The sequence below is a fragment of the Yersinia sp. 2545 StPb PI genome (assembly GCF_052217125.1).
GTDB classification, from domain to species: Bacteria; Pseudomonadota; Gammaproteobacteria; order Enterobacterales; family Enterobacteriaceae; genus Yersinia; species Yersinia enterocolitica_E.
Genome location: NZ_JAZGPY010000001.1, coordinates 847,250 through 868,319 on the forward strand (window position 1 = coordinate 847,250; position 21,070 = coordinate 868,319).

Sequence of the window (21,070 nt, forward strand, 5' to 3'; positions counted from 1 at the left end):
GCCGTCAGCATTTTGCGGTGATTTTTTGCGTAATCTCTCCCGCAGGGAGCTTTTTGTAGGATGATTCAAATGGAAGAATTAAACGTAGTTGATGGTATCAATGAAGCGAGTACCTGGTTGGTGAATAACCAAGATTTGCTGATTCAATACGCGGTTAATCTGGTCGCAGCATTACTTATCTTAACCGTCGGTTCAATCATCGCCAAAATTGCGTCACGGATGCTTGGTCGGGTCATGAAGTTACGTGGCATTGATGTCACCGTCGCAGACTTCCTGGCAGCAATGGCGCGTTACAGCATTCTGGCTTTCACTATCGTTGCGGTGCTGGGACGTTTGGGTGTGCAGACTGCATCGGTGATTGCCGTTATCGGTGCCGCGGGTTTAGCTGTTGGTTTGGCGCTACAAGGCTCGCTATCAAACTTTGCCGCCGGAGTGCTGCTGGTGGCCTTCCGTCCATTTAAGGCAGGTGAATATGTCGATCTGGGCGGTGTAGCCGGTACTGTGGTTCAGGTGCAAATTTTCTCAACGACCCTACGGACGGTCGACGACAAAATCATCGTGGTACCCAACGGCAAAATTATTGCTAATAACATCATCAATACCAGCCGTGAACCGAATCGCCGTACCGATATGGTCATCGGTGTTGCCTATGATGCTGATATTGATGTGGTAAAGAAAGTGCTGGGTGACATCATTGCCGCAGATAAACGTATCATGCATGACAAAGGGGTTACCGTGCGTTTGAATGAGATGGCTGCCTCTTCCCTTAACTTCACGGTGCGCGTCTGGACTACCAATGGCGATGCGATGGATGTGTATTGGGATCTGATGGAAAACTTCAAGCGTGCGTTGGATGCTAACAAAATTGGCATTCCTTACCCGCAGATGGACGTGCATTTGCATCAGGTAGCAAAAACTGAGGCAGATTAGTCTGCGTACCTGAAGCTGTAGTGTTGTTTACAATTTGGCTATAGCCATGTCAAATCGGGTCGTTATCGGCCCGTTTTTTCCTTTTTCCATCCTTGTTTTCCCTCTTGCTTAGCCATTATTAGTTTTACTTATTATTGATAAGAAATATCAATTTCCTCTGATGCTGCTCTCCCCGTAATATGCTGCTAATTCCTCTCCAATTCTCTCGGCCCGTTTTGAGTATTATTTAAAGGTAACAGTATGTTAGCTGTCTATTTACAGGGCTTCGCCCTCAGTGCTGCGATGATTTTACCCCTCGGGCCACAAAATGCCTTTGTGATGAACCAGGGGATTAAGCGTCAGCACCATTTGATGAGTGCCTCACTTTGTGCGCTGAGTGACATTATCTTGATTTGTGCGGGGATCTTTGGCGGTAGTGCTTTGCTGAGCCGTTCGCCATTGTTACTGGCACTGGTCACATGGGGCGGTGTGGCTTTCCTGCTGTGGTACGGCTGGGGCGCATTGATGGCAGCCTGGCGTGGGAGGGGCTCCTCATCTGCAGCCGCAACCGGCGCGCAAGGGCGTTGGCCAATAGTTATAACCCTACTGGCGGTAACCTGGCTCAATCCGCATGTCTATCTCGATACCTTTGTGGTGCTCGGTAGCCTTGGCAGCCAGTTATTACCCGACTCCCGGCCTTGGTTCGCTTTGGGAGCCGTGAGTGCCTCTATTGCCTGGTTTTTTGCCCTCGCGCTATTGGCTGCGTGGTTATCACCGTGGCTTAACCGCCCAACGTCGCAGCGGGTGATTAATCTGTTGGTCGGAGGGGTAATGTGGTTTATTGCTTTTCAGCTAGCGCAACAAGCACTAAATCTGTGAGTTTTTATCATTAATCCGAATCCCATGATTCATAAGATATGCTACGGTTGATGTGTTAATCTGGTTACCGACAGCAAATTAATCACGCTGCCAATGAGATTCGAGTGAGTGTAATTAACTGCAAATGTATTTGTCGCTGATTGAATTCACTGGTTATCTAGCTGAGGTCGACTGAGTTGTCATAAATAATTTGCCATGTATATCTTAGGAGGCACTGTGAAGTTGAAGACATTGGCTTTGGCCGCAATGATGGGATTAGGGACGTTACCTTTGGCGCTACAAGTTCAGGCAGCCGAAGTGCCAGAAGGGCCGCATGTTGTCACCTCCGGTACCGCCAGTGTTGATGCGACACCGGATATTGCCACTATCGCTATTGAAGTCAGTGTATCTGCCAAAGATGCGGCAGATGCCAAAAAACAGGCGGATACCAGGGTCGCGCAATATTTTGATTTCTTACGTAAAAGTGGCATTGAAAAGAAAGATATCAATGCTGCCAATATTCGTACTCAACCTGAATACGATTACCAGAAAAGCGGTGAAGCGGTCTTGAAGGGATACCGTGCCGTGCGCCAGGTTCAGGTAACATTACGCCAACTGGATAAGTTGAATGAGCTGCTAGATGGTGCGCTGAAGTCTGGTCTAAACGAGATCCGTGCGGTGGAACTCGGGGTAGCAAACCCGGACACATACCGTGAGCAGGCGCGTAAAAAAGCCATTGAAAATGCTATCAGCCAGGCAGGATCATTGGCTGATGGATTCAAAGTTAAACTTGGGTCGGTCTACAGCATTCGTTACCACGTCGCTAACTACCAGCCTATGCCGGTAGCACGCATGTTTAAAAGCGCTGAAGCGGCACCAGCCACCGATGCCGCACAAACTTACGAACAGCAGACCATCCATTTTGATGATCAGGTTGATGTCGTGTTTGAACTCCAAACTGCGACCAGTACCGCTAAATAAATCAATCCTGCCGTAATACCTGACGCCCATAAGACAACAGGGCGTCAGTCACCTTTCTCATGGTTCTGCTTTCCGGTGCAAACCGGTGCCAGAACAGCATTCGTCGTTGCAGTAATCCTGGCGTCAGATTGATTAATTCGCCTGAAGCTAGCTCTTTCTCGATTTGCAGATGCGGGATCATACAACAGGTGGTTCCTTGTCGCGCTAACTGCACAAAAGCTTCGGAAGAGTTAACAATATGGCAGGGCACGCTGCCCGGTGATAAATCAAAGTTCTGCTGTAAAAACGCCTGATGCATATCATCCAGATGGTCAAACGCCACCGCTGGCGCTTTCAACAATGCCGAGCGGGTTACGCCATTAGGGAAATAACGCTCAGCGAAAGGTTTGGAGGCGACAAACAGGTAATCCAGCGCACCGAGTTGATCAACCAGACAACTGGGGAGCGGTTGAGGTTGGATACTGACAGCACCCACAACCTCGCCGCGACGTAACCGTTCCTGAGTTCGAGTCTCATCCTCGACTTGTAAATTCAGCCGGATAGGGGAATCTGCCAGCACCGGTTTCAATGCCGGTAGCAACCAGGTCGCCAAACTGTCGGCGTTCACTGCCAGCGACAATAACAGTGGTGTATCTCCGCCATTATCATTGCCCAGCCACTCTTCTTCCAGTAACTCAACCTGATGCAGTAACGCGAGCAGTTTCTGCCCTTGTTCGGTAGGCCGTGGTGGCACGGTGCGCACCAGCAGCGGTTGTCCAAACAGATTCTCCAACTGCTTGATGCGTTGAGATACCGCCGATTGGGTGATGCAAAGTTTTTGTGCAGCGCGTTCAAAACCGCGTTCACGGATCACCGCGTCCAGCGCTTGTAGCGTACGGTAGTCTGGGCGTTTCATCGGAGTCATCTCTCCAAATATTAAGTCGATACAGCACTATGCCACATTTTAGCCAGTTTGTTATGACAGGATGCCAAGGTGTCAGCCACAAATAAACCGGCATAACTGTGATCCGGCTAGAATTAACTACCACGCGAGTTGGCTTTATTCACACAATCACCACTGCGGATGCTCTATAATGACCTCAGGTTTTCTTTCACATCAAGGCGTGAACTTACCATGACTCAGGATGAACTTAAAAAAGCAGTGGGCTGGGCAGCATTAGATTATGTAAAACCTGGTACCATCGTTGGGGTTGGCACTGGCTCGACCGCAGCACATTTTATTGACGCACTTGGCTCCATCAAAGGCCAGATAGAGGGGGCGGTTTCCAGCTCTGATGCCTCTACTGCCAAACTGAAAAGTTACGGCATCCACGTATTCGATTGTAATGAAGTGGATGTATTGGATATCTATGTTGATGGCGCTGATGAAATTAACGACCAGATGCAGATGATCAAAGGCGGTGGTGCTGCGCTGACCCGCGAGAAAATCATTGCTGCTATTGCTCGTCAGTTTATCTGCATCGCGGATGCGTCCAAGCAGGTTGCTATACTGGGTAAGTTCCCGCTGCCGGTTGAAGTTATCCCAATGGCCCGCTCTTATGTGGCTCGTGAACTGGTTAAGCTGGGTGGCTTACCGGAGTATCGTCAGAACGTCCTGACTGATAACGGCAACGTTATTTTGGATGTCCACAATCTGAGTATTTTGGATGCCATTGCGTTAGAAAATAAAATCAATGGTATTGCCGGTGTCGTTACGGTCGGCCTATTTGCTAATCGGGGGGCTGATGTGGCACTGATTGGCACCGCCGACGGCGTTAAGACCATAAAATTAAAGTGATCGGTTAACTCGCTCTCAGGATGAGGTTCGCTACTTCATCCTGAAAGTTTTTTTGCCTTTAAATATCTTTTCTTAAAATCGCTAAATTTGGTGATATATATCACATTTCTTCATTTCGTTTTATTAACCTGCCATTAACCCTCTTCACGCCAGTTTTTTATTCCATAAATGAACATTGACACTGATTGTTATGCTAGCCGGCAGGCAATCGTTTGTATTGCTGCCCGCGTAATATTTGTTATGTTGACAGGGTGCTGACCGGATTCATTCGATAGCGGCAGCCACATCTGAAGTCTGAAAATAGGGTCGGGGACATGGCAAAAGTATCACTGGAGAAAGACAGAATTAAGTTTCTGTTAGTGGAAGGGGTGCACCAGAGCACGGTTGATAATCTGCGTGCTGCCGGATATAGCAATATTGAATATCATAAAGGTGCCTTAGACACCGAATCACTGAAAGCATCGATCAAAGATGCTCACTTCATCGGCATTCGATCGCGTACGCATCTGTCTGAAGAAGTTTTTGCGGCAGCAGAAAAATTAGTCGCGGTAGGTTGTTTCTGTATCGGTACCAATCAGGTTGATTTAAAAGCGGCTACCAAACGCGGTGTGCCGGTATTCAATGCACCTTTCTCCAATACCCGTTCGGTAGCTGAAATGGTACTGGGCGAGTTACTGCTGATGTTCCGAGGCATTCCATCGGCTAACGCCAAAGCTCACCGTGGTGAGTGGAACAAGCTGGCGGTGGGTTCCTATGAAGCCCGTGGCAAGAAGCTGGGCATTATCGGTTATGGTCATATCGGTACCCAACTCGGGATTCTGGCAGAGAGTGTCGGGATGAAAGTATTTTTCTACGATATCGAAAATAAACTGTCGTTAGGGAATGCACAGCAGGTGCGTCACCTGTCTGATCTACTGAATATGAGTGATGTGATTAGCCTGCATGTGCCGGAAAACCACTCCACTAAAAACATGATTGGCCCTGAACAGTTGGCTCTGATGAAGCCGGGTGCGATGCTGATTAACGCCTCACGCGGTACCGTGGTCGATATCCCGGCCTTATGTGATGCGTTGGCCAGCAATCATTTGGCAGGCGCGGCAATCGACGTATTCCCTGAAGAGCCTGCAACTAATAAGGACCCGTTCAATTCACCCTTGTGCGAGTTTGATAATGTGTTGCTAACACCACATATTGGTGGTTCCACTCAGGAAGCGCAGGAAAATATCGGTGATGAAGTGGCAGGTAAGCTGGCGAAGTATTCCGACAACGGCTCAACGCTGTCTGCGGTCAACTTCCCTGAGGTTTCTCTGCCTGCTCACGGCGATAATACCCGCCGTCTGTTGCATATCCATGAGAACCGCCCAGGCATCCTGACCAGCATTAACAAAATCTTTGCCGAACAGAATGTCAACATTGCGGCACAGTATCTGCAAACCAGTGCTGAAATCGGTTATGTCGTCATTGATGTTGAGACTGATGATGCGGAAAATGCAGAAAAAGCATTGCAGGCGATGAAGGCGATCCCGGGAACTATCCGTGCTCGTTTGCTTTACTAATAACTATTTGTATTGAATGACTAAACACCCGCTATCTATAAAATATCGGGTGTTTTTTTATTTTGCAGGATTATCTCTTACCACTGCCACACTTTTGTTGGTGTCACTATCTCTGGCAATGGTACATCCCAAAGCTCACAGGGCAAGTGCTCTACCCATTGGCAATCATGGGCCAGGCCAATAGGATAAGGGCGCCCTTGCTGCCAGTGTTGCAGCGTACGGTCATAAAAGCCACCACCCATACCTAAACGTTGCCCGAGGCTATCAAACGCCACTAACGGGGTTATTACCATATCCAATTGGTTTAGTGGCAGAACTTCTCGCACATCTAATTGTGGTTCAAGGATTTTCAGGCGATTACGGATAAGCGTGCTATCAGGGCGATAACGCAGAAATAATAAATTACCGGGGCTGAAAGGGTGCAAAACCGGCAGATAAACCTGTTTTTGTTGCTGCCATAGCAGCTCAATAATGGGGCGGGTATTGAGTTCACCATCGAAGGAGAGGAACACGGCAATGGTGTTAGCCTGACGGATTCTGTCATGCTCAGCGATATGCTTTGCCGCCAGATGCGCTGACTGATGCTGTTGTTCCGCAGTCAACAGACGCCGACGTTCACGAATCTCACTACGAATCTTTTGTCGCTCAAGGGCATATTGCGCAGTCAAAGGCATATTATTTATTCAAAAATATGTTGTTAATTTAAAGGATAATTTTTTGATTAAAAAGACATTTTATTGATTCGGAAGATATATTGCTGATGCCAGTAGACAGCCAATGTAAAACGAACGTGATAACCCCAAATGCTGGTTAATCGATAAAGAGGGGATCTCCGAGATGCCGCCGCAGGCTGTAACCCTTGAACCCATGGTTCAAGGTGAACGCAGCGTCGCAACCTTAAGGCTTCTCGGCGGACCGAGCATGCGCACCAGTTACGGAGTCACTACATTCTGTTGGTATTAAATATCGGCTCAGGGGACTGGCCCGCTGGCAAACACCTCAGAGAAATTTTTTACTCACTGCTGAATCTATCATTCAACAGAGATTTATTCAAACTGTGCATCCTGACGTTCAGAGATGCGACCTTGTTCAAGCAACGCCTGTTCAATGGTCTGTTGTAACATCCGAATACGTTGCTCCATATTGGATGCATAGTCACGGGTTTTCAACCTTTCCTGAGCTAATTCGTGACAGACATTCAATGCTGCGATAAAAACTAACTGCTCAGTATTTGTGACTCTAGTGCGAACTTTGAGATCTTGCAACCGTTGGTTAAGATCTTCTGCTGCCATGTTCAACGCGTCTTGTTGTTCTGGCGGACAATTGACTCTTAACGAGCGACCAAAAATTTGAATATCTACCGGTTGTGCAGACATGCCACCTTCCTGACTAATTTTCGCGCCAACCTTGTAAACCAGAGGCAAAATGCTCGTAGTTGCAAAGCGGGCGTCACTATATATATCTCGATACCAAGATTCAACCCCTAATACCCGTTGGGTATTAGGGTCTAGCGCGTTGCGTTTTCTGGTATAGCGACCTTTCTTGGTGGTAGCATAACACGAACTTATCCTGCCAACGATGACCAATACGCATGTCTATAGAGAATACATTACCAACTTACCAATCACTTGCCTTGGCGTTAAGCCAGCAAGCGGTAGCATTAACCCCCGCAGAAATGCATGGCCTGATCAGCGGCATGCTCTGTGGTGGCAGTAAAGACAATGGCTGGCGCACGCTGGTACATGACCTGACCAATGAGGGCGTTGCCTTTTCACAAGCGTTGGGATTGCCGTTACAACAGTTACATGAAGCAACACAAGAAGCGCTGGAGAACGAAGGTTTTATGTTCCAGTTGCTTATCCCTGAAGGGGACGATATCTCGGTTTTTGACCGTGCTGACGCATTATCAGGTTGGGTCAACCATTTCCTGTTAGGTTTGGGTATGTTGCAACCGAAATTGGCGCAGGTGAAAGATGAAGTGGGTGAAGCCATTGATGATTTACGTAATATTGCCCAATTAGGCTACGACGAAGATGAAGATCAAGAAGAGCTGGCTCAATCATTAGAAGAAGTTATTGAGTATGTGCGTGTGGCGGCTATTTTGTGCCATATCGAATTTACTCAACAGAAGCCGACTGCACCAGAGATGCGTAAGCCAACACTACATTAAATGATATGGTGTAATATGTTGAATTAAGTCGATTAAATCGGATGTTCCAGGAGGGTGTGATGACTCAGCAAGAATACCAGAACCGCCGTCAGGCGCTGTTGGCGAAGATGGCCCCGGGCAGTGCAGCACTGTTTTTCGCCGCACCGGAGGCTACGCGCAGTGCGGATTCCGAATACCCTTATCGTCAGAATAGCGATTTTAGCTACCTGACGGGGTTCAATGAACCGGAGGCGGTGTTGATTCTGGTAAAAAGCGATGAGACCCATAACCACAGCGTGTTGTTTAACCGGGTGCGGGACTTAACCGCCGAGATCTGGTTTGGCCGCCGTTTAGGGCAAGATGCGGCCCCCCTCAAGTTAGGTGTTGACCGCGCATTATCCTTCGATGAAATCGACGAACAGCTCTATTTGTTGCTCAATCGCCTTGATGTGATTTATCACGCGCAGGGGCAATATGCTTATGCAGATAAAATTGTTTTTGCCGCGCTGGAAAGATTACGTAACGGTTTTCGTAAAAATTTACGTGCACCGGCCACGCTAACTGACTGGCGTCCATGGTTGCATGAAATGCGCCTGTTTAAGTCAGTTGAAGAAATTACTGTGATGCGCCGCGCCGGTGAAATCAGTGCGCTAGCCCATACTCGCGCGATGGAAAAATGTCGTCCAGGTATGTTTGAGTATCAGTTGGAAGGGGAGATTCTGCATGAGTTCACCCGCCATGGCGCGCGTTACCCGGCATATAACACTATCGTTGGCGGTGGTGAGAATGGCTGCATTTTGCATTACACCGAAAATGAGAGTGAATTGCAGGATGGTGAGTTAGTGCTGATTGATGCAGGTTGTGAATACCGTGGCTATGCCGGTGATATCACCCGCACCTTCCCGGTTAACGGCAAATTCACGCCAGCACAACGTGAGATTTATGACATCGTTCTGGCCTCGATTAATAAATCAATAGAATTGTTCCGCCCGGGTACCAGTATCCGCGAAGTCACCGAGGAGGTGGCGCGCATTATGATTACGGGTCTGGTTGGTTTGGGCATTCTAAAAGGTGATATCGAGCAATTGATCGCTGAAAAAGCGCATCGCCCCTTCTTTATGCATGGTTTAAGCCACTGGTTAGGATTGGATGTGCATGATGTCGGTGATTATACCAATAGTGACCGTGGCCGCATTTTGGAACCGGGAATGGTGCTGACCATTGAGCCGGGTCTCTATATCGCCCCAGATGCTGATGTACCGCCAGAATACCGTGGTATTGGTATTCGTATCGAAGATGACATCGTGATTACTGCTGACGGCAATGAAAATCTGACCGCCGGTGTGGTGAAAGATCCCGATGCCATTGAAGCCCTGATGGCGGCAGCGAGATAACTGATGAGCGTAATCATTGTTGGTGGTGGTATGGCCGGAGCAACTCTGGCGCTGGCTATTTCATCCCTCACCAAAGGGCGGGTACCGGTTGCTTTGGTTGAAGCACAACTTCCTGATAGCAGGCAGCATCCGGGTTTTGATGCCAGAGCGATTGCCTTGGCACAAGGCACCTGCCAACAACTGGAGCGCATTGGTATCTGGGCGCATCTGGTTGATTGTGCCACCGCCATTGAACATGTTCATGTTAGTGATAGCGGTCATTCGGGTTTTGTTAACTTACGCGCCGCTGATTATGGTGTTGCGGCACTGGGTAATGTTATTGAGCTACATGATGCCGGTAAAAGGCTGTTTGCCTTATTGCAGAAAGCGCCGGGAGTGACGCTGCATTGCCCGGCTAAAGTGGTAGATGTGGTTCGTACTGTTGCATCAGCCGGTGTGACGCTGGATAACGGCCAACAACTGAGTGCAAAGCTGCTAGTGGCAGCCGACGGATCTCATTCGGCACTGGCGCGGGCTTGTAATATTCAGTGGCAGCAGCAGGACTATCAACAGATCGCCGTGATTGCCAATATTACGACTTCCGAACTACCGGCAGGTCGGGCTTTTGAGCGTTTTACCCGCAATGGGCCGCTGGCATTATTACCGATGTCTGAAGGGCGTAGCTCGCTGGTCTGGTGTCACGCTAAACACGAAAAGCAGCAGGTCGATAGTTGGGATGACGCCCGTTTTGTGGCGCAATTGCAGCAAGCTTTTGGTTGGCGGTTGGGTAAAATTCTCCATGCGGGTAAGCGCTACAGCTACCCGCTGCAATTATTGACGGCTTCGCGCCATATCAGTCACCGTCTGGCGTTAGTGGGTAATGCGGCGCAAACACTGCATCCCATTGCCGGGCAGGGTTTCAATCTAGGGCTGCGTGATGTGATGTCGCTGGCTGAAACTATCGCGCAGGCGGAGGGCGACCCCGGTGAGTATGCGGTTCTCAGCCAATATCAGCAGCGGCGACAAGGGGATCAACAGGCGACTATTGGTGTCACTGATGGTTTAATTCGTCTGTTTGCCAATCGCTATGGGCCACTGGTGGTTGGGCGTAACCTTGCTCTGATGTCAATGGAGCTGATGCCTGCAATACGTGATACTTTCGCCCAGCAGACATTGGGATGGGTAGAGCGTTAGTATTTAATAGGAATATATTGGCATGCAATCATATGACGTGGTAATCGCCGGTGGCGGAATGGTCGGTCTGGCGCTGGCCTGTGGCTTACAGGGCAGTGGCTTGCGCATCGCTATTCTGGAGCATCAGCCCGCACCAGAACCTCTCACTGCACCGTTGACTGATGAGTTGGCGCTACGTGTCTCGGCGATCAATGCTGCCAGTGAGCGCTTATTGAAAAAAATAGGGGTATGGGACAGCATTTTGGCGCTACGGGCCAGCCCCTATGGCGGCATGGAAGTGTGGGACCAAGACAGTTTTGGCAAAATAGCGTTTCATGCTGATGAATATGGCTTCAGCCATCTCGGTCATATCATTGAGAACCGAGTGATTCAGCAGGCGCTATGGCAGCGTGCCAGCCAATTAGCTGAGGTTACGCTGTTGGCACCGGCCAGCCTCAAACAGGTGGCATGGGGTGAAAGCGAAGCTTTTATCACGCTAACTGATGACCGTATGCTCAGTGCGCGGCTGGTGGTTGGGGCCGATGGCGCTAACTCATGGTTGCGCCAGCATGCGGATATCCCGCTGACTTTTTGGGACTATGCCCACCATGCGCTGGTAGCGACCATCCGCACGGAAGAAGCACATCAGGCAACGGCGCGTCAGGTATTTCATGGTGATGGTATTCTGGCTTTCCTGCCGTTTAGCTCCCCACACTTGAGTTCGATAGTCTGGTCACTTCCTCCTGAGCGTGCTGCCGAGTTAGCTGCGCTACCTGCCGAGCAATTCAACCGCGAACTGGGCATGGCGTTTGATATGCGTTTGGGGCAATGCCGGCTTGAGAGTGAGCGCCAGACCTTCCCGCTGATGGGGCGCTATGCACGTAGCTTCGCGGCACACCGGTTGGCGCTGGTGGGGGATGCTGCCCATACTGTGCATCCGTTGGCCGGGCAGGGCGTCAATCTGGGCTTTATGGATGCCGCTGAGTTAGTCTCTGAGCTGCGCCGTTTACAGCGCCAAGGCAAAGATATCGGTCAGCATCTCTATCTGCGGCGTTATGAACGTCGCCGCAAGCACAGTGCTGCGGTGATGCTTGCCAGTATGCAGGGTTTCCGCTCCCTGTTTGCGGGCAGTAACCCTGCCAAAAAGCTCCTGCGTGATATTGGCTTAACGCTGGCTGATAACTTGCCGGGGATAAAACCACCGTTAGTGCGGCAGGCCATGGGATTACATGATTTACCCGATTGGCTAGATGAGTAGTCTTGTGAGTCACTAAACCTCCCTCAGTTGAAATAATCTAATTTCAGCCCTATTTTCGCATTAGTTTTTCTCACTGATAACCAAAGCCTGAAAAGTTGAAACTGACAGGGTTTTGGTTATTTGGTTATATAACATCGCAATTTTTACTGATTAATTGTTAATAATGTGCCTCTGTGCGCATTTTTTCAGTGGAAAACTCTGCACAATACCCCTGCCTTTTGTCCTCTTAGGGCGTGCTATTGCCTATTTTAGCTTATGGTTACCTGATGAGTTCGGTGATAACGTTGGGCAAAAGGTATCGTTTGCGTAACGGTATTCATGCCTGTTTATTAGGGGGATGAAGCCGGTATAAAACACTCATGACATGTTATAGCCAAAGCAATTGGAGTTGTAGGTAGGCGGCAAGCGAATGAATTCCCGATGAGCTTACACCAGTAAGTGATTCGGGTGAATGAACGTAGCCAACGCCCCTACGGCTTCAAGTGCGAAGGGTATATTGAGGGAGAGTAGATGGCTAAGCAGACCCCGCTGTATGATCAGCACGTAGCGTGCGGTGCGCGCATGGTAGATTTTCATGGCTGGATGATGCCATTGCATTATGGTTCCCAAATCGACGAGCACCATATCGTGCGTCAAGATGCCGGTATGTTCGATGTCTCTCATATGACTATCGTTGATCTGCACGGTGCCCGTACCCGTGAGTTCCTGCGTTACCTGTTAGCCAACGACGTTGCCAAACTAACCCAACCGGGCAAAGCCCTTTACACCGGGATGCTGAATGCGTCCGGCGGTGTTATCGATGACTTGATTGTCTATTTCCTGCAAGAAGACTATTTCCGCTTAGTGGTTAACTCCGCTACCCGTGACAAAGATCTGGCCTGGATAATCCAGCATGCTGAACCTTACCAGGTTGAAGTGACGGTGCGTGACGATCTTGCCCTGGTGGCGGTACAAGGCCCAACGGCTCAACAGAAAGTGGCTACTTTACTGACTCCTGAGCAGCAGCAGGCGATCGCGGGCATGAAACCATTCTTTGGTATTCAAACGGGTGATTTCTTTATCGCGACTACCGGTTATACCGGTGAATCAGGGTATGAAATCGCACTGCCAAAAGAGCAAGTTGTTGAATTTTGGCAGCAATTGCTCGCCGCTGGGGTGAAGCCTGCGGGTCTTGGTGCGCGTGATACTTTGCGTCTGGAAGCGGGTATGAACCTTTACGGTCAGGAAATGGATGAAGGTGTTTCTCCGTTAGCCGCCAATATGGGCTGGACGGTAGCCTGGTTGCCAGAAGACCGTCAGTTTATCGGCCGCGAAGCACTGGAAAAGCAACGTGCGGACGGAACTGAGCAACTGGTCGGCTTGATCATGACCGAAAAAGGCGTATTACGTAATGAGTTGCCCGTGCATTTTTCTGATGCGCTGGGTAACTCACATGTCGGTGTGATAACCAGTGGTTCATTCTCGCCTACATTGGGTTTCAGCATTGCGCTGGCCCGTGTGCCTGCGGGAATTGGTGAGAGTGCGGTGGTTCAAATCCGCAACCGTGAAATGCCAGTGCGGGTCACAAAACCCGGTTTTGTGCGGGCGGGTAAGCCGGTCGCGCTGTAAGTCTTCCGAATTATAAGAGCCTAAACTTTTGGCTCTATCTCTTTTTAAGGAGCAGCAATGAGCAATGTACCAGCAGAGTTAAAATATGCGTCATCTCATGAGTGGGTTCGTGCCGATGGCGATGGCATCTATAGCATCGGTATCACTGAGCATGCGCAAGAGCTACTGGGCGACATGGTGTTTGTTGATTTGCCTGAAGTGGGCAGTGAAGTTTCAGCTGGTAGTGATTGTGCTGTTGCTGAATCAGTTAAAGCGGCTTCCGACATTTATGCCCCGATCAGCGGCGAAATTGTTGCGGTTAATACTGAGCTGGAAAGCTCACCAGAACTGGTCAACAGCGCACCTTATACCGATGGTTGGCTGTTCAGCATCAAAGCCTCTGATGAAGGTGAGCTGGCAGGTTTGTTAGATGCCGAGGCGTATTTGGCGACCATTGAAGAATAAATGAAAAAAAGCCTGAGGTGAGTGAAGTGCAATGAGCTAAGGGTTGACCACGTCTACGGGCGTTCCGGTGGCTTACGCCACTACGACCCGAACGACGTGTTTCCCCTTAGTTCGGCTTTGTGAGTATTTCTAAAACCTCTCCAAGGCGCGGTTAATCTCAAATATCTCCCGTCCCATGCCCTATTCAGGAATGTGTAGCAAATGACTCAGAATCTCAGCCAGCTTGAACATAACGATGCTTTTATTCAGCGCCATATCGGCTCCTCTGCTGAACAACAGCAACAGATGTTGGCCGCCATTGGTGCCAACTCGTTAAGTACATTGATCCAGCAGATTGTTCCGGCAGATATCCAATTGCCAAGCCCACCACAAGTGGGTGATGCCGCCACTGAACACCAGGCGCTGGCGGAACTTAAAGGGATTGCCAGCCAGAATCAGCGCTATAAATCCTACATCGGCATGGGCTACAGCCCGGTACTGACCCCGCCGGTTATCCTGCGTAATATGCTGGAGAACCCAGGCTGGTACACCGCTTACACACCTTATCAGCCCGAAGTTTCTCAGGGCCGCCTTGAAGCGCTGTTGAATTTCCAGCAATTGACACAAGACCTGACGGGGTTGGATCTGGCTTCTGCCTCTTTGCTGGATGAGGCTACTGCTGCGGCAGAATCGATGGCATTAGCCAAGCGAGCCAGTAAGCTGAAGGACGCTAATCGCTTCTTTGTGGCTGATGATGTTCATCCACAAACGCTGGATGTGGTGCGAACTCGCGCTGAAACTTTTGGTTTTGAAGTGATTGTCGACCGCGCTGAAAAAGTGCTGGAGCTGGATGGTGTTTTTGGTGTGTTGCTGCAACAAGTAGGCACCACTGGTGAACTGCATGACTACAGCGCGCTGCTGTCTGAACTGAAAAAACGTAAAATCATTACCAGCGTGGCTGCCGATATTATGGCGCTGGTGCTGTTGACTGCGCCGGGGACACAAGGTGCCGATGTGGTATTTGGCTCCGCTCAGCGCTTTGGTGTGCCGATGGGGTATGGCGGCCCACATGCTGCATTCTTTGCCTGCCGTGACGAATTTAAACGCTCGATGCCGGGCCGCATTATTGGGGTATCACGCGACGCTGCCGGTAATACTGCGTTGCGTATGGCGATGCAGACCCGTGAGCAACATATTCGCCGCGAGAAAGCTAACTCCAACATCTGTACCTCACAGGTGCTACTGGCCAATATTGCCAGCCTGTATGCGGTTTATCATGGCCCGCAGGGCTTGCAGCGTATCGCTGGCCGTATTCACCGGATGACCGATATCCTGGCTGCGGGTTTGCAACAAGCAGGCCTGAGTCTCCGTTTCCAGCACTGGTTCGATACCCTGACAGTTGAAGTCAAAGACAAAGCTACGGTATTGGCTCGTGCATTGAGTTTTGGTATTAACCTGCGCACTGACATTCATGGCGCTGTGGGTATCACGCTGGATGAAACCACCTCCCGCGAAGATATTCAGGCCCTTTTTGCCCTGTTAGCCGGTGATAGCCACGGCCTGGATATTGACCAGCTTGACGCAAAAGTCAGCCAGAGCAGCCAGTCGATACAGGCTACGATGCTGCGCCAAGAGCCGATTCTGACCCATCCGGTATTCAATCGTTACCACAGCGAAACCGAAATGATGCGTTATATGCATCGTTTAGAGCGCAAAGATTTGGCGCTGAATCAGGCGATGATCCCGTTGGGTTCTTGTACCATGAAGTTGAACGCTGCCGCCGAGATGATCCCGATTACCTGGCCGGAATTCGCTGAGTTACACCCATTCTGCCCGCCGGAGCAAGCGGCCGGTTATCAGCAGATGATTGGTCAACTGTCACAATGGTTGGTGCAACTGACGGGTTATGACGCAGTGTGTATGCAACCAAACTCAGGTGCGCAGGGAGAGTATGCCGGTTTGCTGGCTATCCGCCGTTACCACGAAAGTCGCAATCAGGCGAGTCGCCATATCTGCTTAATACCAAGCTCAGCCCACGGCACTAACCCCGCGTCAGCACAAATGGCCGGTATGTCGGTGGTGGTGGTAGCCTGTGATAAGCAAGGCAATATCGATTTACATGACTTGCGCCAAAAGGCAGAAGACGCGGGTGATGAGTTGTCTTGCATTATGGTGACCTACCCGTCAACCCATGGCGTGTATGAAGAAACCATCCGTGAAGTTTGCCAAATCGTTCATCAGTTTGGCGGGCAAGTTTATCTGGATGGCGCGAACATGAATGCGCAGGTTGGCATCACTACGCCGGGTTATATCGGGGCTGATGTATCGCATCTTAACTTGCACAAAACTTTCTGTATCCCACATGGCGGTGGCGGACCAGGCATGGGGCCAATTGGCGTCAAAGCCCATTTGGCACCTTTTGTGCCCGGTCACAGTGTGGTGCAAATCGACGGTATGACCACTCAGCAAGGTGCCGTTTCAGCCGCGCCATTTGGTAGTGCATCAATTTTACCTATCAGTTGGATGTATATTCGCATGATGGGCGCTGATGGCTTGAAGCAAGCCAGTCAGGTGGCTATTTTGAATGCCAACTACATCGCTACCCGCCTGAAAGCCGCCTATCCGGTGTTGTATACCGGTCACGATGGCCGTGTGGCACATGAGTGTATTCTGGATATTCGTCCGCTAAAAGAGGCGACCGGTATCAGTGAAATGGATATCGCTAAACGCCTGATCGATTTCGGTTTTCACGCGCCGACCATGTCGTTCCCGGTTGCCGGAACACTGATGGTGGAGCCGACAGAATCAGAAAGCAAAGTGGAACTGGACCGCTTTATCGATGCGATGTTAGCGATTCGTAGCGAGATTGACAAAGTGGCCCAAGGCGAATGGCCGCTGGAAGACAACCCGCTGGTGAATGCGCCTCATACTCAGGCGGAGCTGGTGGGGGACTGGCAGCACCCTTACAGCCGTGAGCTGGCTGTGTTCCCGGTTGCAGGTGTGATGGAGAACAAATACTGGCCAGCGGTGAAACGTTTGGATGATGTGTACGGCGACCGTAATCTGTTCTGCTCATGTGTCCCAATTGCTGATTATGAGTAATTTAAAATAGAGATAAGTTGTGCATGAATCTGAGGGTCGCGTATGCGGCCCTTTTGCTATGTTGATTATCTCGCCAGTATTGGCATGCTAGTTTGGCAACTCTTTATCGCAGCATAGGGAACCGGGATATGAATAAGAAAGTTGCATTAGTGACGGGCGGCAGCCGGGGAATTGGTCGTGCGACCGCATTGCTGTTGGCAAAACATGGTTATCGGGTGGCGGTCAATTATATCAATGACCAGCAAGCCGCGCGGCAGGTGGTGGCGGAGATAGCGGCTGCGGGAGGGTTGGCGATTGCGTTACAGGCGGATATTGCTGATGAATCACAGGTTGTGGCACTGTTTGAACAACTTGAGGCGCAACTGGGGCCAATCAGTGCATTAGTGAATAATGCCGGTATTCTGTTCCCACAAACCAGTATTGAAGGCTTGACCGCCGAACGTATTAACCGAGTGCTAACGACCAATGTGACAGGGTATTTCTTATGCAGTCGCGAGGCGGTTAAACGCATGGCTATGCGCCATGGTGGCCATGGTGGGGCAATTGTTAATGTTTCTTCTGCCGCGTCCCGCCTTGGTGCGCCGGGGGAATATTTGGATTATGCGGCCTCCAAAGGGGCTATTGATACACTGACCATCGGTTTGTCGCTGGAGGTGGCGGCTGAGGGGATTAGGGTTAACGGGGTACGGCCAGGTGTTATCTATACCGATATCCATGCCAGTGGTGGTGAACCCAGGCGGGTTGACCGGATCCAAAGCTTGTTACCCATGAAACGGGGTGGTCACCCACATGAAGTTGCTGAGGCGATTGTTTGGTTGCTGTCAGACTGTGCCTCTTATGTCACCGGCAGTGTATTGGACCTGGCGGGCGGAAAATAAAACAGATGCGGTTTGCCAGTCGATTGACATAGCTGGCCTAACCGCATGTACTTCAACATGATTATTTCAGCCAGCCCTTTTGCTGCGCAGCCTGTAACTGGGGCAGTAAATATTGCCAGATCTGAGGATAGCGCTCAGCGACTCGTTGGTTGCGATCCAGCACTTGTTGCAAACGGATACCATTTTCTATCCAGCTTTGCCCTTCGGTATGCAGGTTAATCAGCATTGGCAAAATGCGGTCCAGCACGGTCGCAAAGCACGCATCGGCGGTTTCTTCTGCTTCATATTCGTCCCACAGCGCGGTAAATTGCGCGTTTAAAGCGGGAGGGAGCATACCGAATAACCGTTTAGCCGCGGCCACTTCTTGTTCATGAATGGCGGCTCTGGCGGCCAAATCATAAACGATGACATCACCGGCATCGATTTCAACAATATCGTGCAGCAGTGCCATTTGAATTACGCGGTTGATATCAACATCCGGGCCTGCATAGGGGGCCAGACTCATTGCCGCCACCGCAAAATGCCAACTGTGCTCAGCGGAGTTTTCCTGCCGTAAGCTGGCAATCACTTTGGTGCGGCGCTGTATATCTTTTAGCTTATCAACTTCCATCAGAAACTGGACAGTCTCGGTCAGGGGGCCAAAATCCAGAACTGGCAGTGTTAATGACATAACAAACAACCCTCAAATCAGATAAAGGTAGACCGGTAATACGTTACCTGATTATCTGCAATTACTCTGTTCTTTTTGCTTCATCTGGCGATAGACATGGCGAGTTACATGTATTGACAGAATATTTAAGCTTACACGTGTACACTGGAATCATTCTCAGTTAACCTGAGTGCAGTATATTTGCGCAATTGGCTACCTACCGTGCCGCTCATCGGGATTGATTACCTTGCAGCTTGACTGCAACGCCAATGTCTTTGGGTATACAACAGCTAATATTCAGGATAATAAGTATTGAATAATAAATCAGTTACACCCTCTGCTACAGTTACACCACCTACTTCTGCGGCCCCCTCGATATTGTCACCGGCCACAACGACCCCAGCCTATCCATGGGCAGAAGAGATAGCTAATAGCATTAGCCATGGTATTGGTGTGGTGTTTGGAATTATCGGGCTGGTGTTGCTTTTGGTGCAGGCAGTAGACAGTGGTGCTGATACCAAAGCGCTAACCAGCTATAGCTTGTATGGCGGCAGTATTATTTTGCTTTTTCTGGCATCAACACTGTATCACGCCGTGCCACACCGTAAGGCGAAGCTCTGGCTACAGAAGTTTGACCACTGTGCCATTTATATTTTGATTGCCGGCACTTATACCCCCTTTCTGCTGGTGGGATTGGATTCGCCACTGGCCAGAGGGTTAATGGCGGTCATTTGGGGGCTGGCGCTGTTCGGTGTGATATTTAAGCTGGCTTTTGCTCATCGATTTGAGGTGTTGTCGCTCGTGACTTACCTAACGATGGGCTGGTTATCACTGATTGTGATTTATCAGCTGGCGGTGAAACTTGAAATTGGCGGGTTGGCATTACTGACTATTGGCGGCTTGCTTTACACTTTAGGGGTGGTTTTCTACGCCTCTAAGCGTATCCGCTTCGGTCATGCTATCTGGCATGGTTTTGTGTTGGGTGGCAGTGTCTGCCACTTTATGGCGATCTATTTGTACGTTTGATGCTGTAGCCACATGCATAAATTGAGGCCGGATAACCGGCCTCTGGTTCGAGTAAGACTACTTCTCATCACTCAGTGAGTAGGGCAACGGCTGAATAGTCAGCACACTGCCAACATCATCGCGCACTCGTAGCACACTGTCTGCCGCCAGATCGTTGTTCAACACCGCCTGCACCCACACAGTGCCATCACTGAGTTGAATTGCGGCTAACACGGAACCGGTACGACGCCAGTTCTCACCTAATTGCCACTCTAAATCTTCACCGGCTGCCGGTACACGGCTGGCAGCACCCGCTAACCAGTACAGCGCGCGTTTGTTGGCTCCGCGGTATTTGGCTCTGGCCACCATCTCCTGCCCGGTGTAACAACCTTTACTGAAGCTAATGCCATTCAACGCCTGAATATTGGTGGCTTGAGGAATAAACTGCGCGCTGCTGTCAGTATCAATAATTGGCAAGCCTGCTTCAATATCCAGCGCCAGCCACTGTTTACTGTTGTTAAACTGCGCGCGGTCGGCCAGTGTTTCTACTAGTTGCTGGGCTTGCGCGGCATCAGTTACCAGCAAAAAACGCTCGGCGGGGAGTGAGAAATGCAACAGTGTGTTATTACCTTGCTGGGTCACCGGATGCTCGGCACTCGGTAATTCGGCAAAAACCTCAGCCAGCGCAGTTTTCGCCTCTGCCCCTGCAATGCCTAACAGAACGGCGTCAGGCTGTGCAGCAATAGCCACTTTAGAGAACACGGCATATTTCTTGAGTTCGCTTAACTGGTTATCCAGCAGGCTGCGGCGCTCAATAAATGCCAACCCCTCGCCACGATAAAATAGCCGCAGGTTGCTCCACATTTTCCCTTTAGCATCACAATGGGCGCACAGGATATGCTGGTCGGTGGACAGAGCATCGATATCCGCAGTAACTTGCCCTTGCAGATATTTCACTCGGTCAGCGCCAGTTAAGGTAACGAGCGCCCAGTCATCGAGCGAGATGAGTGTTAATGGCAGCCCGGAAGAGGCGACCGGTGGTTGTGCAGAGAACGGAGTGTTATGTGCCATGCTTACCTGCAAATGAAAAGTATCTGCCAATGAATAGCACCTGCCAAGGCGGTGCCGTGAGCTTATGTCCCAATGGTAAAATAGCGGAGTAGCTTTGCAAGCAGTTATTCCACGGATTGGTCATTATTATCCAATATCTAAATTAACCGACATCTGAGGTACAATGACCGCAGATTCTGCAACAGCATGTTAAAGGTGTTTGAAAAAAACAGCATTTGCTGAGCATTTAGCATCTTAAAATGACAATTCAACGGTGATAATCTTCCCGTTGGATGTATCAAATTGTTACTCTAGCAACGC

General features: G+C 50.0%; 19 protein-coding genes and 1 other RNA gene. 14 read left to right on the forward strand and 6 right to left on the reverse strand.

Annotated elements, in window-relative coordinates; all coding sequences use genetic code 11:
- The first annotated feature begins 69 nt into the window (after positions 1 to 69).
- The 3 genes from mscS to V1955_RS03650 all read left to right on the forward strand — a co-directional run bounded on the left by mscS (position 70) and on the right by V1955_RS03650 (position 2,748).
- Positions 70 to 930: a small-conductance mechanosensitive channel MscS gene (gene mscS / locus V1955_RS03640; RefSeq protein WP_083162727.1), complete on the forward strand. Its 861-nt coding sequence runs from the start codon at positions 70 to 72 to the stop codon at positions 928 to 930.
- A gap of 240 nt (positions 931 to 1,170) precedes the next feature.
- Positions 1,171 to 1,788, forward strand: coding sequence for an arginine exporter ArgO (gene argO / locus V1955_RS03645; protein ID WP_083162729.1), 618 nt, complete (start codon positions 1,171 to 1,173; stop codon positions 1,786 to 1,788).
- Between the two features lie 216 nt (positions 1,789 to 2,004).
- Entirely contained in the window at positions 2,005 to 2,748 is a 744-nt protein-coding gene (locus tag V1955_RS03650) for an oxidative stress defense protein (RefSeq protein WP_442820534.1), read from the forward strand.
- Between the two features lies 1 nt (position 2,749).
- Here V1955_RS03650 and V1955_RS03655 read toward each other — a convergent pair whose 3' ends face one another.
- The gene (locus V1955_RS03655) at positions 2,750 to 3,643 is read right to left on the reverse strand and encodes a LysR family transcriptional regulator ArgP (protein ID WP_005163344.1); all 894 of its coding nucleotides are present in this window, start codon (positions 3,641 to 3,643) and stop codon (positions 2,750 to 2,752) included.
- Between the two features lie 219 nt (positions 3,644 to 3,862).
- Here V1955_RS03655 and rpiA point away from each other — a divergent pair, with 219 nt between their 5' ends.
- Together rpiA and serA are read left to right on the forward strand one after the other, a co-directional pair.
- On the forward strand, positions 3,863 to 4,525 hold the full coding sequence (rpiA, locus tag V1955_RS03660) for a ribose-5-phosphate isomerase RpiA (RefSeq protein WP_083162733.1): 663 nt from the start codon (positions 3,863 to 3,865) through the stop codon (positions 4,523 to 4,525).
- Between the two features lie 314 nt (positions 4,526 to 4,839).
- Positions 4,840 to 6,081: a phosphoglycerate dehydrogenase gene (serA, locus tag V1955_RS03665; protein WP_083162735.1), complete on the forward strand. Its 1,242-nt coding sequence runs from the start codon at positions 4,840 to 4,842 to the stop codon at positions 6,079 to 6,081.
- Between the two features lie 77 nt (positions 6,082 to 6,158).
- On the opposite strand, the gene V1955_RS03670 is transcribed toward serA, so the two are convergent.
- The 3 genes from V1955_RS03670 to zapA all read right to left on the reverse strand — a co-directional run bounded on the left by V1955_RS03670 (position 6,159) and on the right by zapA (position 7,457).
- Complete coding sequence (locus V1955_RS03670; protein WP_372560647.1) at positions 6,159 to 6,755, reverse strand: 5-formyltetrahydrofolate cyclo-ligase; 597 nt, start codon at positions 6,753 to 6,755, stop codon at positions 6,159 to 6,161.
- A gap of 151 nt (positions 6,756 to 6,906) precedes the next feature.
- Positions 6,907 to 7,090: non-coding RNA, 6S RNA (ssrS, locus tag V1955_RS03675), on the reverse strand.
- 37 nt (positions 7,091 to 7,127) lie between these two features.
- Positions 7,128 to 7,457: a cell division protein ZapA gene (gene zapA, locus V1955_RS03680; protein ID WP_004706812.1), complete on the reverse strand. Its 330-nt coding sequence runs from the start codon at positions 7,455 to 7,457 to the stop codon at positions 7,128 to 7,130.
- Positions 7,458 to 7,672: 215 nt separating this feature from the next.
- On the opposite strand from zapA, the gene V1955_RS03685 reads away from it, so the two are divergent.
- From V1955_RS03685 to V1955_RS03720, 8 genes are all read left to right on the forward strand, one after another.
- Positions 7,673 to 8,251 (forward strand): YecA/YgfB family protein, encoded by a 579-nt coding sequence (locus V1955_RS03685; RefSeq protein ID WP_083162739.1) that lies wholly within the window; start codon positions 7,673 to 7,675, stop codon positions 8,249 to 8,251.
- Positions 8,252 to 8,310: 59 nt separating this feature from the next.
- Positions 8,311 to 9,624, forward strand: coding sequence for a Xaa-Pro aminopeptidase (gene pepP, locus V1955_RS03690; protein WP_083162741.1), 1,314 nt, complete (start codon positions 8,311 to 8,313; stop codon positions 9,622 to 9,624).
- A gap of 3 nt (positions 9,625 to 9,627) precedes the next feature.
- Positions 9,628 to 10,797 carry a 2-octaprenyl-6-methoxyphenyl hydroxylase gene (ubiH, locus tag V1955_RS03695; protein ID WP_442820535.1) on the forward strand — a complete coding sequence of 390 codons (1,170 nt, stop codon included), beginning with the start codon at positions 9,628 to 9,630 and terminating at the stop codon, positions 10,795 to 10,797.
- Positions 10,798 to 10,819: 22 nt separating this feature from the next.
- A complete protein-coding gene (gene ubiI / locus V1955_RS03700; RefSeq protein WP_372569591.1) occupies positions 10,820 to 12,034 on the forward strand; it encodes an FAD-dependent 2-octaprenylphenol hydroxylase in 1,215 nt (404 codons plus the stop codon).
- Positions 12,035 to 12,544: 510 nt separating this feature from the next.
- Entirely contained in the window at positions 12,545 to 13,642 is a 1,098-nt protein-coding gene (gene gcvT, locus V1955_RS03705; protein ID WP_083162747.1) for a glycine cleavage system aminomethyltransferase GcvT, read from the forward strand.
- 57 nt (positions 13,643 to 13,699) lie between these two features.
- Entirely contained in the window at positions 13,700 to 14,086 is a 387-nt protein-coding gene (gene gcvH / locus V1955_RS03710; RefSeq protein ID WP_005193111.1) for a glycine cleavage system protein GcvH, read from the forward strand.
- A gap of 201 nt (positions 14,087 to 14,287) precedes the next feature.
- Entirely contained in the window at positions 14,288 to 17,167 is a 2,880-nt protein-coding gene (gene gcvP, locus V1955_RS03715) for an aminomethyl-transferring glycine dehydrogenase (RefSeq protein ID WP_442820536.1), read from the forward strand.
- A gap of 128 nt (positions 17,168 to 17,295) precedes the next feature.
- Complete coding sequence (locus tag V1955_RS03720; RefSeq protein WP_442820537.1) at positions 17,296 to 18,045, forward strand: SDR family oxidoreductase; 750 nt, start codon at positions 17,296 to 17,298, stop codon at positions 18,043 to 18,045.
- 61 nt (positions 18,046 to 18,106) lie between these two features.
- Here V1955_RS03720 and V1955_RS03725 read toward each other — a convergent pair whose 3' ends face one another.
- Complete coding sequence (locus V1955_RS03725) at positions 18,107 to 18,715, reverse strand: HD domain-containing protein (RefSeq protein WP_083162753.1); 609 nt, start codon at positions 18,713 to 18,715, stop codon at positions 18,107 to 18,109.
- Between the two features lie 291 nt (positions 18,716 to 19,006).
- On the opposite strand from V1955_RS03725, the gene trhA reads away from it, so the two are divergent.
- The gene (trhA, locus tag V1955_RS03730) at positions 19,007 to 19,720 is read left to right on the forward strand and encodes a PAQR family membrane homeostasis protein TrhA (protein WP_372569589.1); all 714 of its coding nucleotides are present in this window, start codon (positions 19,007 to 19,009) and stop codon (positions 19,718 to 19,720) included.
- Between the two features lie 57 nt (positions 19,721 to 19,777).
- Here trhA and ygfZ read toward each other — a convergent pair whose 3' ends face one another.
- Positions 19,778 to 20,770 carry a tRNA-modifying protein YgfZ gene (ygfZ, locus tag V1955_RS03735; protein WP_420072880.1) on the reverse strand — a complete coding sequence of 331 codons (993 nt, stop codon included), beginning with the start codon at positions 20,768 to 20,770 and terminating at the stop codon, positions 19,778 to 19,780.
- Between the last annotated feature and the right edge of the window lie 300 nt (positions 20,771 to 21,070).